This window comes from Streptomyces venezuelae, assembly GCF_008642315.1.
Classification (GTDB): Bacteria; Actinomycetota; Actinomycetes; order Streptomycetales; family Streptomycetaceae; genus Streptomyces; species Streptomyces venezuelae_D.
Genome location: NZ_CP029192.1, coordinates 8,637,227 through 8,652,765, shown reverse-complemented (window position 1 = coordinate 8,652,765; position 15,539 = coordinate 8,637,227). Strand labels below are relative to the sequence as shown.

The window sequence follows — 15,539 nt, the reverse complement described above, 5'->3', positions numbered from 1 at the left end:
CATGGGCCGGAAGAGCCCAGGGGGATTTGGAATTCCGCCTAGCGGAATTTCACTTTCGCAGTGGGGAGTATCGAAGCGGGCTTCCGGTGGCGTCAAGAGGGACGCCCGAATGCGCTGCGCGGGACGCGACCCGCTAACGTCCCACCGCGGGGCCGCCCGCCCCACCCGGCCGCGCATGGCCCAGAGCCGCGCTGACCTGCTGCGCGGTCTCGCTCACCAGCGCGCCGTAGGCCACGCTCGCCTCCCGCGTCATCCGGCTCGTCGGCATGTTGACGCTGATGCTGGCGACCGGCGCGCCCGACTCGTCCCGCACGGCGGCCGCGACCGCGGACACGTCGTCCCGCCACTCGCCGCCGTTGGTCGCGTACCCCCGCTCCCTGATCCGCGCGAGCTCGGCGAGCAGCCGTTCCCCGTCGGTGATGGTCGAGTCCGTGAACCCTTCGAGACCCGCGTCCAGGTGACGGGCGATCACCTCGGCGGAACAGGCGGCGAGGACCGCCTTGCCGTTCGCGGAGGCGTGGATGGGCAGTTGGGTGCCGAGGGCGAGGATGATCCGCACCGGCTTCGACGTCTCCAGGCGCTCGATCAGCACCACCCGGTCGCCGTCCGGCACGGTCAGGTGAACCGTCTCGTCGATGCGCCGCCGCAGCTCCTCCATGAGTGGCAGGGCGACGTCACGCAGGCTCAACTCCCCCGTGGCGCGGCGTCCGACCTGCAACGCCTTGGTCGTCACGACCCAGCGGGTGACCTCGCCGGCGGCCGGGCGGATCCAGCCCGCCTCGTGCAGGGTGCGCAGCGCGCGCTGCGCCGAACTCTTGGGCAGCTCAAGGCTTCTGGCGAGGTCGGCGACGCCGATCGGCTGCCGCGCGGCGACCTCTTCGAGCACGCGAAGTGCGTTGAGAACGCTCTGCATCCGTTGACTCCCCACCGGGTCGGCCCTACGCTCCCCGTGCCACCTTACGACACACCGTGCCACAATGCGGCACGCATTTCAAGGGAGTTGGCCACTGTGACCTCTCGAACCGGGCGGCACTTCCTGCAGATACCAGGCCCCACCAACGTCCCCGACCAGGTGCTCCGCGCCATGTCGGCGCCGACCATCGACCATCGCGGCCCCGAATTCGCGGCGCTCACCACGGAGTTGCTCGCCTCGCTGAAGCCGGTCTTCGGCACCTCCGGCCCGGTCGTGATCTTCCCCGGCTCCGGCACCGGTGCCTGGGAGGCGGCCCTGGTCAACACCCTCAGCACCGGCGACCGGGTGCTGCACGTGGAGACCGGCCACTTCGCCACGCTCTGGCAGCAGATGGCGGCGAGCCTCGGGCTGTACGTCGACTTCCTGCCCGGCGACTGGCGCCACGGCGCGTCCCCCGAGGCCGTCGCCGAACGCCTCGCGGCCGACACCGCCCGTACGATCAAGGCGGTCTGCGTCGTGCACAACGAGACATCGACCGGCGTGACCAGCAGAGTCCCCGAGATCAGGCGGGCGATGGACGCGACGGGCCACCCCGCCCTGCTGCTGGTCGACACCATCTCCTCGCTGGGGTCGATCGACTACCGGCACGACGAGTGGGGCGTAGACGTCACCGTCGCCGGGTCCCAGAAAGGGCTGATGCTGCCGCCGGGGCTCGGCTTCAATGCCGTGAGCGAGAAGGCCCTCGCCGCGTCCCGCACGGCGAGGCTGCGCAAGTCCTACTGGGACTGGCAGCCGATCATCGAGGCGAACCGGCGCGGATTCTTCCCGTACACCCCCGCCACCAACCTCCTCCACGGGCTGGCCGAAGCCCTGCGGATGCTCCGGGCGGAAGGACTCCCCGCGGTCTTCGCCCGGCACGACCGGCATGCGGCGGCGACCCGGGCCGCCGTGCGCGGCTGGGGCCTCGAAGTGCTCTGCGCCGACGACCGCGAGCATTCGTCCTCACTCACCGCGGTGCTGATGCCCGAGGGCCAGGACGCCGACAAGGTGCGCGAGATCATCCTCGAACGGTTCGACATGTCGCTCGGCGCGGGCCTCGGCAGGCTCGCCGGACGGATCTTCCGCATCGGCCACCTCGGCCACCTCAACGACCTCACGCTCGCGGGCACCCTCGCCGGAGTGCAGATGGGTCTGCAACTGGCGGACGTGCGCATCGATCCCGGCGGGCTCACCGCCGCCCTGGACGTCCTGCGCGCCGAGTGACGGCGGCCGCGCGCCCGCCGACCTTCCCATCCCGCCGAGGAGGCCCCCGAGCATGACCGTCACCGAGGGCGCAAGCCCGACGCACGAGAGCTCCGAGTTCGAGGGCCGGGCCCACGAGCTCCGGAAGGACCTGGTCCGTGACCTCGACGGAGAGGTCCAGTTCGACGACTACACACGGCACGTGTTCGCCAGGGACGCGAGTATGTACGCCATCACGCCCGTCGGCGTGGTCTTTCCCCGGCACGCCGACGACGTCGCCGCGGCGGTCGCCGCCGCGGCCGCCCACCGCGTGCCCGTCGTGCCGCGCGGCGCCGGGACGAGCCTCGCGGGCCAGACCGTCGGCCCCGGCCTCGTCCTCGATCTCTCCCGGCACATGAACCGCGTCGTGGAACTCGACCCCGGCAGCGGAACGGCCCTGGTCGAGGCGGGCGTCGTACAGGACCAGCTCAATCGGGCCGCGAACCCGTGGGGGCTGATGTTCGGCCCGGACACCTCGACCAGCAATCGGGCCACCATCGGCGGGATGATCGGCAACAACTCGGCCGGCAGCGGATCGGTGCGCTACGGCATGACCATCGACCACGTCCGCGAACTCGACGTGGTCCTCTCGGACGCCAGCCGGGTGCCCCTCGGCCGGGTCGAGGAGGCCGAACGCGCCCACCGCGCCGAGCAGCCGACTCTGGAGGGCGCCCTCTACAGGGAGCTGCCCGAGATCGTGCGGGCCAACGCGGCGGCCATCGCCGAGGGTTTCCCCGCGCACTGGCGCCGCGCCTGCGGCTACCGCCTGGACCGGCTGGCCCGCGAGGACACCCCGTTCGACCTCGCCAAGTTCGTCGTCGGCTCGGAGGGAACACTCGCCGTCGTGACCCGCGCCCTCGTCGATCTGGTGCCCAAGCCCCGCCTCACGGTGATCGCCGTCGGCCACTTCGGCTCGGTCGCGGACGCCATCGCGGGCACGCAGGACGCGCTGGCCTGCGACCCGGCCGCCGTGGAACTGATGGACCGCACGATCCTCGACCTGTCCCGGCAGAAGATCGAGTACGCGGCGCTCGGCGACATTCTGGAAGGCAGACCCGAAGCCCTCCTCTTCGTGTCCTTCACCGGCGACGAGGAGGCCGAACTCCTTGACCGGATGCGGCGCCTCACGAAGCTCTGGACGCGCCACGGGCACGGCTACCACACCCTTCAGGCCGTCACCCCGGCCCAGCAGTCGTCCCTGCTGAAGGTCCGCAAGGCCGGGCTCGGGCTGCTCATGGCGGCCAGTGAGGGCACCCGGCGCCCCCTCGCCTTCGTCGAGGACACCGCGGTCGACCCGGAGCATCTCGCCGACTACACCCGCAGGTTCAAGGACGTCCTCGACCGGCACGACATGACGGCCGGCTTCTACGGCCACTGCTCGGTCGGCTGTCTGCACATCCGGCCCTACCTCGACCTGACCGACCCCGCCGACATCCGCCGGATGCGGGCGGTCGCGGAGGAGATCAAGGATCTCGTCGCCGCGTACGGCGGGGTGAACTCCAGCGAACACGGCGACGGGCTCGCCCGCAGCGAGTTCAACCGGGAGATATTCGGCGAGCAGCTGTACGAGGCGATGCGTCAGGTGAAGCGGCTCTTCGACCCCGATCACCTCCTCAACCCGGGCAAGATCGTGGACGCGGCGCCGATGACGGAGAACCTCCGCGACGCGGCGCTGGCGCCCGCGGAGCCCGTGCGCACCCGGCTGTCCTTCGAGGTCGTCGGCGGTGGTGGGATGCGCGCCGCGGCCGACCGGTGCATGAACATCGGCCTGTGCCGCAAGTCCGGCAGCGGCGCCATGTGCCCCTCGTACATGGCCACCCGCAAGGAGGAGGACTCCACCCGCGGACGAGCGGGCGCCCTGGTCAAAGCCCTCTCCGAGCCCGACCCGAAGGCCGCTCTCGGGGACGAGCGGCTGCACGAGATCCTCGACCTGTGCCTGATGTGCAAGGCCTGCAAGAGCGAGTGCCCTCTCGGCGTCGACATGGCCACCCTCAAGAGCGAGACCCTCTCGCATTACCACGACGCCCATGGAGTGCCGCTGCGCTCCCGCCTGTTCGGGGCGATCCACCTCCTGAACCGGCTGGGGTCGGCGACGGCGCCCCTGTCCAACCTGCCGGGGCGCGTCCCACCGCTGCGCCGGCTCATGGACCGCCTGGTCGGCATCGCTCCGCAGCGGCCGCTGCCGGTCTTCGTGCGCCGCAACCTGCTGCGCTGGCACCGGCGCCGGACGCCTGTCGCGCACCCGGTCACCCAGGGCACCGTCACCTATCTCGCCGACTCCTTCACCACGTACACCGAGCCCGGCATCGGCCGTGCGGCCATCCAGCTCCTGGAACGGGCGGGGTGGCAGGTGCGTCTGGAGAGCGGCGGCTGCTGCGGCAGGTCCAGCCTCTCCAAAGGCCTGGTCGACGACGCGAAGACCAAGGCACGCCACCTCGCCCACTCCTTGGCGCGGTCGACGGAGGCCGGCTCACCGATCGTGGGCTGCGAGCCCACCTGTCTGATGACCCTGCGCGACGAACACCGGTCGCTGCTGCCGGACGACGCCGCCGTCGAGGACATCGCCGGGAGGGTCCGTCAGGTCGAGGAGCTCCTGACGGAGGCCGTCGACGCGGGGCGGCTGAGGCTGCGCACCGACTCGTGGCTGGCCGGGCGCACGCTGCTCTACCACGGCCACTGCCACCAGAAGGCGGAGGTGGGAACCGCCGCGACCGTCGCGCTCCTGAACCGCATCCCGGGCGTGACCGTGACCGAACTGGACGCCGGGTGCTGCGGGATGGCGGGTTCGTTCGGCTTCGAGTCCGAGCACTACGAGGTGTCGATGACGGTCGGCGAGGACCGGCTGTTCCCCGCGATCCAGGCGGCGGCGGACGACACGGTCGTGGTGGCCACCGGCGTCTCCTGCCGTCAGCAGATCTTCCACGGGACCGAGCGGAACGCCTGGCATCCGGTGGAGTTGGTGTGGGAGGCGGTGGAGCACGGGCGGTGAGACACCGGTGATTTCGCCGATGTCCGTGCACCGCCATCGGCGCCACGGTGGGACCGCCAACGAAACGGCGGTCTCCACCAGGGCGATCTCCTCTCCGCGCATGCCGCCCCGCATGTCGCCCCGCACACTGCCCCGGGTGGTCCCGCCACGACCGAGAGGACCCCTCCGTGCAGCTGCACGTCTTCTCCCGCCCCGTGGTGCGGGCCTGCCTCGCCGCCGCGGTCGCCACCGCGGGACTCCTCGGCACCGGACTCGCACCGGGAGCCCGGGCCGCCGCGGACAACCCGTACGAGCGCGGCCCCGACCCGACCGTCTCCAGCATCGAGGCACCGCGCGGCTCCTACGCCGTCTCGCAGACCACCGTCTCCTCGCTCGGCGTGTCCGGGTTCGGCGGCGGCACCATCTACTACCCGACGTCGACCTCCGACGGCACGTTCGGCGCGGTGGTGATCTCGCCCGGGTTCACCGCCTATCAGTCGAGCATCGCGTGGCTCGGACCACGGCTCGCCTCCCAGGGCTTCGTGGTCTTCACCATCGACACCCTCACCACCCTCGACCAGCCCGCCAGCCGGGGCCGCCAACTCCTCTCCGCACTGGACTACTTGACCACGTCGAGTTCGGTGCGCAACCGGGTCAACGCGTCGCGGCTCGGCGTGATGGGCCACTCGATGGGCGGCGGCGGCACGCTGGAGGCCGCCAAGAGCCGCACGTCGCTCAAGGCGGCGATCCCGCTGACCGGCTGGAACCTCGACACGACCTGGCCGGAGCTGCGGACGCCGACGCTGGTCGTGGGCGCGGACGGTGACACCGTCGCCCCCGTCTCCGGTCACTCCGAGCCGTTCTACCAGTCGCTGCCGGGCTCGCTGGACAAGGCGTACCTGGAGCTCAACAACGCGACGCACTTCACGCCGAACACGTCCAACACGACGATCGCGAAGTACAGCATTTCCTGGCTGAAGCGGTTCATCGACAGCGACACCCGCTACGAGCAGTTCCTCTGTCCGCTGCCGAGGCCGAGCCTGACGATCGAGGAGTACCGGGGCAACTGCCCGCACACGTCCTGACCGCCTCCTCTCGTCAGGCGTTGCGACGGCCGTCGTCCGGTGCCGGACGGCGGCCGTCCTGTGCCCGTGCACAGGCGCCTTTGGTGGCCTGCCCAGAGCCGCGGACGTGGGGCTTCCGGGCCGAGTTACGCGACAGTAACGTGCGGGCGTGACCCTTCAGATGCCGCCCGAACTGTTCGGCCGCCGCGAGGAGATCGCCGCCCTGGAGTCCCTGGTGGGGCGCGTACGGGCCGGGCACGGCGGTGTGCTCGTCCTGACCGCGCCGCCGGGCATCGGCCGTACCGCGCTGGTGGAGTACGCGCGGGGGATCCACGACGGCAGTGGGCCGCGGCTGACCTGTCTCGACGACGTGCACCGATGGGACCACGCATCCCGGACGGCTCTCGCCGCGGACCTCCGGCGGATGTCCGGCCCGACCCCCGTGGCCGTACTGCTCACCCTCGCTGAACACCACACCGACACGGACGAGTTCGCGGGGCTGCCGACGCTGCGGCTGGGGCCGCTCGACGACGGTGCGGCCGCCGCGCTGCTCGACCGGCTCACCCGGGGCGCCGCCGACCCCGCCGTCGGTGCCTGGCTGGTCCGCGAGGCCGTGGGGAATCCGCGGTTGCTCACCGCGCTCGTCGCGGCCCTCACCCCCGACCAGCTGACCGGCCGCACCCCGCTGCCCGACACCCTGCCCGGCGGCGAGGACCTCTTCGCCGACCACGCGCTCCGCGTCGACGAACTGCCCTCCCCCGCACGCGCGCTGCTGCTGCTCGCCACGGCGGCCGGAGAGCACGAGCCCGACGGCGCGGGCGCGGACCTCTCCCTGATACTGCGGGCCGGCGGCGACCTCGCGGGGCTCACCCCCGCCGAAGCGGCCGGGATCGTCGTCAGGGCCGGCGGACGGCTCCACTTCACCGACACCCTGCTGCGCCGTGCGGTGCTCCGACGCACCGCGCCCGCCCGCCGCAGGACCGCCCACCTCCGCCTCGCCCGTGCCTGCCGCGACCGTCTCCCCCGCCTGATCCAGCTCGCCTGTGCGGCGGACGAGCACCACGCGCGGCTCGCCGCGTCCCTCGCCGCCGCGGCGGCCGCGCACCCGTCGCACGCGGGTCGTTCCGCCGCCCTGGCACGCGCCGCGGCGCTCACCGCCGAGCCGGAGGCACGAACCGACCGTCTCGCCGAGGCAGCGGAAGCGGCCCGCCTCGCCGGGGATCCCGTACGGGCGCGTGCGCTGCTCGCCCGGGTCGGTGCCGTCCCCGCACACGGCGGCGTCCACCGGGTACGCGGACTGCTCGCCCTCGCCGACGGGCCGGCCGACGACGCCAGGGAGTCCCTGCTCACCGCCGCGGCACTGCTCCCGCCCGCGCGGGCCCGCCGCGCGCTCATCGGCGCGGCGGAGGCCGCGTGGGCCATGGGCGACGCGGCCGCCTACCGGGAGGCGATGACGCGATTACCGACGTGCGAGGACGACCCGATGCTGGAGGCGTACCGCACAGGAATGTGCGCGGTCCTGACGGGCCGCACCTCGGAGGGCCACGCACTGCTGCGCCGCTGTTTGGACGGTTTGCGCGGGGTGGGAGGGGTCGCAGGGGTTGGTGGGGCGGACGTGCCCGCTGGGTTGTTGCGGGGCGGGACAGCGGCTTCTGGGGCGGGTGAGCCCGGTGGGTTGTTGCGGATCGGGGGTGCCGCTCTGGTCGTTGGTGAGGTCGAGGCCGCCTGTGTTGCCGGGGCGCGGGCGCTCGCTGCCGTGCGGGCCTACGGGCCCGAGGTCCTGTTGCCCCGTACTCTGGAGCACCTGGCCTACGCGGAGTTGCGTGCCGGGCGTCATACCGGCGCCCGTGCTCACGCCCTCGAAGGGCTGCGGGCCGCGCACCGGATCGGGCAGCCCAACGTCGCCGTTTCGCTGCACGCCGTCCTCGCGCTCGCCGCGTCCGTGGAAGGGGACGCCGACGCCTGCGCCTCGCACGCGGCGGCCGCGGCCGCGGGTGCCGGGCCGCACGGTCTCACGCAGGCCGCCACCCTCGCCGTCTGGGCCGTCGCCCGGACGGAACTCGGCGCGGGTCGTCCCGCCGACGCGGCGGCGCGGCTCGCCCCACTGGTCGCCCCCGGGCCTCGCCGCGGCCACTTCGCCGTGCGCATGCTGGCCGTCCCCTGTTTCGTGGAAGCGGCCGTACAGGTCGGGCGCGCGGCGGAGGCGCGGCTTGCCACCGCGGAGTTCACCCGCTGGGCCGACGCGACCGCCGACCGGCTCGCGTCGGCCCAACTCGCGCGCTGTCGCGCCCTGTTGGCACCGCCCCAGCAGGCGGCCGCGGCGTACGAGAGCGCGGTCGCCCACCACGACCGTCTGCCGGGCGAGTTCGAACGCGGCCGTACGCAACTCCTGTACGGGCAGTGGCTGCGGCGCCGTCGTCGTACCCGCGAGGCGCGCGGGCCGTTGCGTGACGCGCTGGTCGCCTTCGAGCGGTGCGGCGCGCGGGCCTGGGCGGACCGCAGCCGCGCCGAACTGCGGGCCGCGGGCGAGGCGGTCGCCGGGGAGCCGAACCCCGGGCCCCTGGCCGCGCTGACTCCGCAGCAGCAGCGCATCGCCCGGCACGTCGCGGAGGGCGCCACCAACCGGGAGGTCGCGGTGCGCCTCTCCGTGAGCCACCGCACCGTCGACCATCACCTGCGCAACGTGTTCGCGGCCCTGGGCGTACGGTCCCGCGTCGAGCTGTCGCGGCTGCTCGCCGGGGAGGCAGGCAGCGGCGTCGTCACCGTCGGATGAGGCCGAGCTGGGTGCCGACGGCGACGGCGGACGTGCGGGAGTCGACGTCGAGCTTGGCGTAGATACGGGCCAAGTGCGATTTGACGGTGCCTTCGGTGAGGTGGAGTCGGGCGCCGATGGCCTGGTTGGACAGGCCGTCGGCGACGAGGGCGAGGACTTCGGTCTCGCGTCTGGTGAGGGTGGTGGCGGGGGTGCGCAGGCGGTTCAAGAGGCGGTCGGCGACGGTGGCGGCGAGCGTGGTGCGGCCCGCGGCGGCGGTGCGTACGGCGGCGGCGAGTTCCTCGGGCGGGGCGTCCTTGAGGAGGTAGCCGGTGGCTCCGGCCTCGATCGCGGGCAGGGTGTCCGCGTCGGTGTCGTACGTGGTGACGATGAGGACGCGCGGCGCCTGCGGGCGTGCGGTGATGGCGGCGGTGGCCTGCGCGCCGTTCATGCCCTTGCCGAACTGCAGGTCCATGAGGACGACGTCGATGTCGCCCTGGGCGGCGCGGGTGACGGCCTCTTCGGCCGTGGCGGCCTCGGCCGTCACGGTGATGCCCTCCTCCGTCTCCAGGACGGCGCGCAGTCCGGCGCGTACGACGGGATGGTCGTCGGCCAGGAGCAGCCGGATGGGGATGTCGGGCGTCACTGATGGGCCTCGCGTGCGGGGTCGGGGGCGGGGAGCGGCCCGCCGGGGTCCAGGGGCAGTCGGACGGCCAGTGCGGTGCCGTCGCCGGGCGCGGATTCGATGGTGAGGGTCCCGCCGAGCGCGTCGACTCGGGAGCGCATGGCGGCGAGGCCGAATCCGCCGGCTTCGGGGTCGGGGGCGGGCAGGTGGTCCGGGTCGTAGCCCTGTCCGTCGTCGACGACGTCCAGGGCTACGCGGTCGCCGAGGTAGTGGAGGGTGACAGTGGCGCTGCGGGCGTCGGCGTGGCGGACGGTGTTGGCGAGGGCGGACTGCGCGATCCGCAGCAGCGCGACCTCGTGTGCGGTCGGCAGGGGTACGGGCTCGCCGACGCGGAGGAAGTCCGCGGTGATCCGGTGGCGGGTGCCGGTGGTGGCGCAGAGTCGTTCGAGGGCGCCGGCCAACGTGGTGCCCTCCAGGCCGGGCGGGGTGAGGGCGACGACGAAGCGGCGGGCTTCGGCGAGGTTGTCCACGGCTGCCTGGCGGGCCTGGTCGACGTAGCGTGCGGCGCTGTCGGGGGCGGTGGGCAGGGCGCGTTCGGCGGCGCGCAGCAGGAGCTGGATGCTGGAGAGGCCCTGGGCGAGGGTGTCGTGGATCTCGCGGGCGAGCCGTTCACGTTCGGCGAGCACTCCGGCCGTGTGCTGTGCGGCGGCGAGGTCGGAGCGGGTGGCGGTGAGCTCCTCGATCAGGCGCCTGCGCTGGTCGCTCTCCCGGTACAGGGCCTGGTACCCCCACACCACCGCGACAGCGACGGCCGCGCCGAGGGCGGGTCCGACGGCCATGGCGACGCCGAAGGTTCCCTGGTGGGCGGCGTAGCCGGCGATGGCCGCCGCAGCGGTCGCCGTCACGGCGACGAGTCCGGCGCGGCGGGGCAGCAGGTGGAGCTGGAGGAAGTTCAGCGGGAACGCCAGCCAGACCGCGTCGCCGGACAGTCCGAGCAGCCCGAGCCAGCCGGCTCCCACCGCGGCCAGCCACAGCGCGGCCGCCCGTCGCGAGCGCCGCACCGCGGGCAGCGCGGGGCCCACCGCGTAGACCAGGCCGCACACGGCGGCCACGGCGACGACCCACCCGGCGTGCGGACGCCCGTCGGCCACGGCCCGTACCGCGGTCAGCGCGAGCAGGCCGACGACCAGGAGGTGCAGACACCAGGCCAGGGCGCTGGTGGTGGGAGTCGAGGCTGGGGCGGCGGTGGTGTTCACAGTCCTCCCAGCCTAAGGAGAAGCCGGGGGCGGGGCCTCCATCGAAAGTTAGAACTCGCGGGCCGCCTTTGGGCGCGCCGATTGCTGTCCTGCGCCAGATGTCCCTGGTGGGGGCCGGCGGCGACGGTGGAGGCACACCACTTCCACCCACGCACCTTGAAGGAGCGGGCCCACGCCGTGTTCGTCGCCTGGAGAGACCTGAAGTTCGCCAAGGGGCGCTTCGCCCTGATGGGTACCGTGATCGTGCTCATCACCCTGCTGGTCGGGCTGCTGTCCGGGCTGACCGCCGGGCTCGGCCGGCAGAACACTTCCGCGATCACCGGCCTGCCCGCGGACCGGATCGCCTTCAGCGCGCCGGGCAGCGGCGAGGAGTTGTCGTACGCCGATTCCACCGTCACGGAGCGGCAGTGGCAGCGGTGGGCCGAGGCGCCCGGCGTGCGCGGCGCCGAACCGCTGGGCATCACGACGACCAGGGCGAGCGCAGGAAGCACGAGCGCGGGCGTGTCCGCCTTCGGCGTACGGCCCGGTTCGGGGCTCGCCCCGGACGGCGACGAGCTCGACGACCGCACCGCGGTCCTGTCGGCCGACGCCGCGGACGCGCTGGGTGTGGCCGCGGGCGACACCATCGACCTGGTGGGGCAGCGGCTGACCGTCGCCGCGGTGAGCGGAGACGCCTCCTTCAGTCACACCCCCGTCGTCTGGACCAGCCTCCGCACCTGGCAGCGGGCGGCGCCCCCGACCGGCGGCGACGGCCGAGGGCCGACCGCGACCGTCATCGCCCTGAGCACCACGTCCGGCTCCGACCTCGACGCCACCGACCGGGCCGCCGGCACCCGGACGGTCGCCAAGGACGAATCGCTGTCCGCGATCGGCTCCTACACCTCGGAGAACGGCTCCCTGCAACTGATGCGCGGCTTCCTGTTCGCCATCTCGGCGCTGGTCATCGGCGCCTTCTTCACGGTGTGGACGATCCAGCGCGGCGGCGACATCGCCGTCCTCAAGGCGCTGGGCGCCTCGACCGCCACGCTGCTCAGGGACGCGCTCGGCCAGGCCGTCGTCCTGCTGACCGGCGGAACCGTGATCGGGACGGGCATCGCCGCGGGGATCGGAGCCCTGGTCGCCGACTCCACCGTGCCGTTCGTCCTCACACCCGCCACCGTCGTCGTCCCGGCCGCCGTGATGGTCGCCCTCGGCGCGCTGGGGGCCGTCCTGTCCGTCCGCCGCATCACGTCCGTCGACCCGTTGACCGCGCTGGGGAGCGTCCGATGAGCCTCACCCTGACCGACATCACCCTCACCTACCCCGACGGCGACGCCCGTCTCACCGCCCTCGACCGCGTCTCCCTCGACGTGCCGAAGGGCAGCCTGACCGCCGTCCTCGGCCCCTCCGGTTCCGGCAAGTCCAGCCTCCTCGCGGTCGCCGCCACGCTCGTCGCGCCCGACGCCGGCACCGTCACCGTCGACGGTACGCCCACCACCGGTCTGTCACGCCGCGAGCTCACCGCGCTGCGCCGCCACAGGATCGGCATCGTCTTCCAGCAGCCGAACCTGCTGCCCTCCCTCACGGCCGCCGAGCAGTTGCAGGTGATGGCGGAGATCGACGGCCGCAGGGCACGTACCGCACGGAACCGGGCCGCGGAGCTGCTCGACGCCGTCGGACTCGCCGACCGGGCGGACCGCCGCCCGCACCAGCTCTCCGGCGGCGAGCGCCAGCGCGTCAACATCGCCCGCGCCCTGATGAACGGCCCCACCGTGCTCCTGGTCGACGAGCCGACGAGCGCCCTCGACCACGAACGCGGCGCCACCGTCATCGACCTGATCGCCCGCCTCACCCGCGAACGCGCCACCGCGACCGTCCTGGTGACACACGACCGCACGCACCTCACCGCGGCCGACCGGGTCGCGGAGGTCCGCGACGGGCGTCTCTCGGCGGCAAGGACGGAATCGGTGGCCATTTGTCACGCGGGTGGCTAGTCCCCCAGACGTCGCTGCCCGACGGTGGTCCCAGGCTTCACCGTCGGGTCGCTGTCCGGGATCGCGGGGGACGCGCAGGGCCGTGCCGCCTGGATCTCGGGGTGGAACTACCAGGACCAGAGCCGCAGTACGTATCTGCACCGGGACGGCGACGGCTGGACGGTCGTGCGCGGCCCGGCGGGCGGGGCGACGGCTCCGTACCTGAACGACGTGACCGCCGTGCCCGGTACCGGCGGGTTCTGGTCGGCCGGCATGACCAGCCCGGTGCCGGCCCCGCCGACCGAGGCGTACACGGAACGCCTCGACGGCTGACGGAGGAACCCCGCACGGCAAGGCGGGGCCGCGACCGCAGAGAGTCACGTGCAAAACAGTGGCTGATCCACGGCGCGACAAGACACCAGGAAACCCCCTGTGCGCCCGCCTGGTGGATTTACAGGGAATTGACGCAGGGGGGATCGCCTGTCGCAAAGTTCGACCCACACGGAGCCATATAGAGGCACTCTTGCCCCTCCGATGGTGCACACCTTCGGTATTCTGGACAGCGTCCCGGCAGTCGTCCGTCCCGAGGCTCACGAGCCCCGGGGCCTCGTTCGTGCTGCCCTGCCCCGTCTCCGCCAGCTGTCCGGCCGCTCCGCCACCACGAGGTGCCGGAGCGCGATCCGCCATGCCCGAAAGAGAGCATCAGTGACCACTTACGACGACACTCGCCTCGCCGCCGACTCGTACGACGCCAACGCGATCACCGTTCTCGACGGCCTGGACGCCGTGCGCAAGCGTCCCGGGATGTACATCGGCTCCACGGGCGAGCGGGGGCTGCACCACCTGGTGCAGGAGCTCGTGGACAACTCCGTGGACGAGGCGCTCGCGGGGGTGGCCGACCGCATCGACGTGACGATCCTGGCCGACGGCGGCGTGCGGGTCGTCGACAACGGCCGCGGCATCCCGGTGGGCATGCATCCGGTGGAGAAGCGCCCGGCCGTCGAGGTCGTGCTGACCGTGCTGCACGCGGGCGGCAAGTTCGGGGGCGGCGGATACGCGGTCTCCGGCGGTCTGCACGGAGTGGGTCTGTCCGTGGTCAACGCGCTGTCGACCCGGCTGTCGGCGGAGATCTGGGCGGACGGGCACCGGTGGACGCAGGAGTACAGGGACGGTGTTCCCGTCTCCCCGCTGGCCCGCCACGAGACCACTCCGAGGACCGGCACCTCGCTGACCTTCTGGGCGGACGGCGCCATCTTCGAGACCACCACGTACTCTTTCGAGACGCTGGCCAGGCGCTTCCAGGAGATGGCCTTCCTCAACCGCGGTCTCACCCTGACCCTCACCGACGAGCGGCCCTCCGCGTCGGCCACGGCGGCGGCCGACGGCGCCGGCCCGGCGCCGGCCGCGAAGACCGTCTCGTACCGCTACGACGGCGGCATCACCGACTTCGTCGCCCACCTCAACGCCCGCAAGGGCGAGCCGGTCCATCCGTCGGTCGTCACCCTGGCCGCCGAGGACCCGGAACGGCTGCTGTCGGTCGAGGTCGCGCTGCAGTGGAACGGCCAGTACACCGACAGCGTGTACTCGTACGCCAACGCCATCCACACCCACGAGGGCGGCACCCACGAGGAGGGCTTCCGCACGGCCCTCACCACCGTGGTCAACCGCTATGCGCGGGAGAGGAAGCTGCTGCGGGAGAAGGACGCCAACCTCTCCGGCGAGGACATCCGCGAGGGCCTGACCGCGATCATCTCGGTCAAGCTCGGCGAGCCGCAGTTCGAGGGCCAGACCAAGACCAAGCTGGGCAACTCCGAGGCACGCACCTTCGTGCAGAAGGTCGTCCACGAGCATCTGACGGACTGGTTCGACCGGAACCCGAACGACTCCGCGGACATCGTGCGCAAGGCGGTCCAGGCGGCGACGGCCCGGGTCGCGGCCCGCAAGGCGCGCGACCTGACCCGCCGCAAGGGACTCCTCGAAACGGCGGCGCTGCCGGGCAAGTTGTCCGACTGCCAGTCGAACGACCCGGCGCTGTCGGAGATCTTCATCGTCGAGGGGGACTCCGCCGGGGGCTCCGCCAAGTCCGGCCGCAACCCGCGGTACCAGGCGATCCTGCCGATCCGCGGCAAGATCCTCAACGTGGAGAAGGCGCGGATCGACAAGATCCTGCACAACCAGGAGATCCAGGCGATCATCTCCGCGTTCGGCACGGGCGTGCACGAGGACTTCGACCTCGCCAAGCTCCGCTATCACAAGATCATTCTGATGGCGGACGCCGACGTCGACGGCCAGCACATCAACACCCTGCTGCTGACCTTCCTGTTCCGCTTCATGCGCCCGCTGATCGAGGACGGGCACGTCTACCTCTCCCGTCCGCCGCTGTACAAGGTCAAGTGGAGCCGGGACCACGTCGAGTACGCCTACTCCGACCGCGAACGCGATGTGCTCCTCGAGCAGGGGCGGCAGGCCGGCCGCCGGGTCAAGGACGACTCCATCCAGCGGTTCAAGGGTCTGGGCGAGATGAACGCCGAGGAGTTGCGCGTCACCACCATGGACCCCGAGCACCGGGTCCTGGGACAGGTCACCCTGGACGACGCGGCCGTCGCGGACGACCTCTTCTCCGTCCTGATGGGCGAGGACGTCGACGCACGCAGGCACTTCATCCAGCGCAACGCCAAGGACGTCCGGTTCCTCGACATCTGATCCGGCACCGGCCGACCCGACACCC

Annotated in this window: 11 protein-coding genes; 8 read left to right on the top strand and 3 right to left on the bottom strand. The window is 72.6% G+C overall.

Annotation, left to right across the window (positions count from 1 at the left end):
- Nucleotides 1–133 precede the first annotated feature (133 nt).
- Nucleotides 134–913 carry an IclR family transcriptional regulator gene (locus tag DEJ48_RS38230; protein ID WP_150220672.1) on the bottom strand — a complete coding sequence of 260 codons (780 nt, stop codon included), beginning with the start codon at nt 911–913 and terminating at the stop codon, nt 134–136.
- A gap of 96 nt (nt 914–1,009) precedes the next feature.
- On the opposite strand from DEJ48_RS38230, the gene DEJ48_RS38225 reads away from it, so the two are divergent.
- The 4 genes from DEJ48_RS38225 to DEJ48_RS38210 all read left to right on the top strand — a co-directional run bounded on the left by DEJ48_RS38225 (nt 1,010) and on the right by DEJ48_RS38210 (nt 8,999).
- Complete coding sequence (locus DEJ48_RS38225; RefSeq protein WP_150220671.1) at nt 1,010–2,176, top strand: pyridoxal-phosphate-dependent aminotransferase family protein; 1,167 nt, start codon at nt 1,010–1,012, stop codon at nt 2,174–2,176.
- 52 nt (nt 2,177–2,228) lie between these two features.
- Nucleotides 2,229–5,183 (top strand): FAD-binding and (Fe-S)-binding domain-containing protein, encoded by a 2,955-nt coding sequence (locus tag DEJ48_RS38220; RefSeq protein WP_150220670.1) that lies wholly within the window; start codon nt 2,229–2,231, stop codon nt 5,181–5,183.
- 167 nt (nt 5,184–5,350) lie between these two features.
- Entirely contained in the window at nt 5,351–6,247 is an 897-nt protein-coding gene (locus DEJ48_RS38215; RefSeq protein ID WP_150220669.1) for an alpha/beta hydrolase family protein, read from the top strand.
- Between the two features lie 160 nt (nt 6,248–6,407).
- Nucleotides 6,408–8,999 (top strand): helix-turn-helix transcriptional regulator, encoded by a 2,592-nt coding sequence (locus DEJ48_RS38210; RefSeq protein WP_150221648.1) that lies wholly within the window; start codon nt 6,408–6,410, stop codon nt 8,997–8,999.
- Here DEJ48_RS38210 and DEJ48_RS38205 read toward each other — a convergent pair.
- Nucleotides 8,986–9,624, bottom strand: coding sequence for a response regulator (locus DEJ48_RS38205; RefSeq protein ID WP_150220668.1), 639 nt, complete (start codon nt 9,622–9,624; stop codon nt 8,986–8,988). The genes DEJ48_RS38210 and DEJ48_RS38205 overlap by 14 nt on opposite strands.
- Entirely contained in the window at nt 9,621–10,859 is a 1,239-nt protein-coding gene (locus DEJ48_RS38200) for a sensor histidine kinase (protein ID WP_150220667.1), read from the bottom strand. Before DEJ48_RS38200 ends, DEJ48_RS38205 begins: the two co-directional genes overlap by 4 nt.
- Nucleotides 10,860–11,036: 177 nt before the next feature.
- Between DEJ48_RS38200 and DEJ48_RS38195 the strand changes: the two genes are divergently transcribed.
- The 4 genes from DEJ48_RS38195 to gyrB all read left to right on the top strand — a co-directional run bounded on the left by DEJ48_RS38195 (nt 11,037) and on the right by gyrB (nt 15,514).
- Entirely contained in the window at nt 11,037–12,128 is a 1,092-nt protein-coding gene (locus tag DEJ48_RS38195) for an ABC transporter permease (protein ID WP_150220666.1), read from the top strand.
- On the top strand, nt 12,125–12,832 hold the full coding sequence (locus DEJ48_RS38190) for an ABC transporter ATP-binding protein (protein WP_150220665.1): 708 nt from the start codon (nt 12,125–12,127) through the stop codon (nt 12,830–12,832). Before DEJ48_RS38195 ends, DEJ48_RS38190 begins: the two co-directional genes overlap by 4 nt.
- 24 nt (nt 12,833–12,856) lie before the next feature.
- Nucleotides 12,857–13,144, top strand: a complete 288-nt coding sequence (locus DEJ48_RS38185; protein ID WP_223832366.1) for a hypothetical protein — start codon at nt 12,857–12,859, stop codon at nt 13,142–13,144.
- 372 nt (nt 13,145–13,516) lie between these two features.
- Nucleotides 13,517–15,514, top strand: a complete 1,998-nt coding sequence (gene gyrB, locus DEJ48_RS38180) for a DNA topoisomerase (ATP-hydrolyzing) subunit B (protein ID WP_150220664.1) — start codon at nt 13,517–13,519, stop codon at nt 15,512–15,514.
- Nucleotides 15,515–15,539 lie beyond the last annotated feature (25 nt).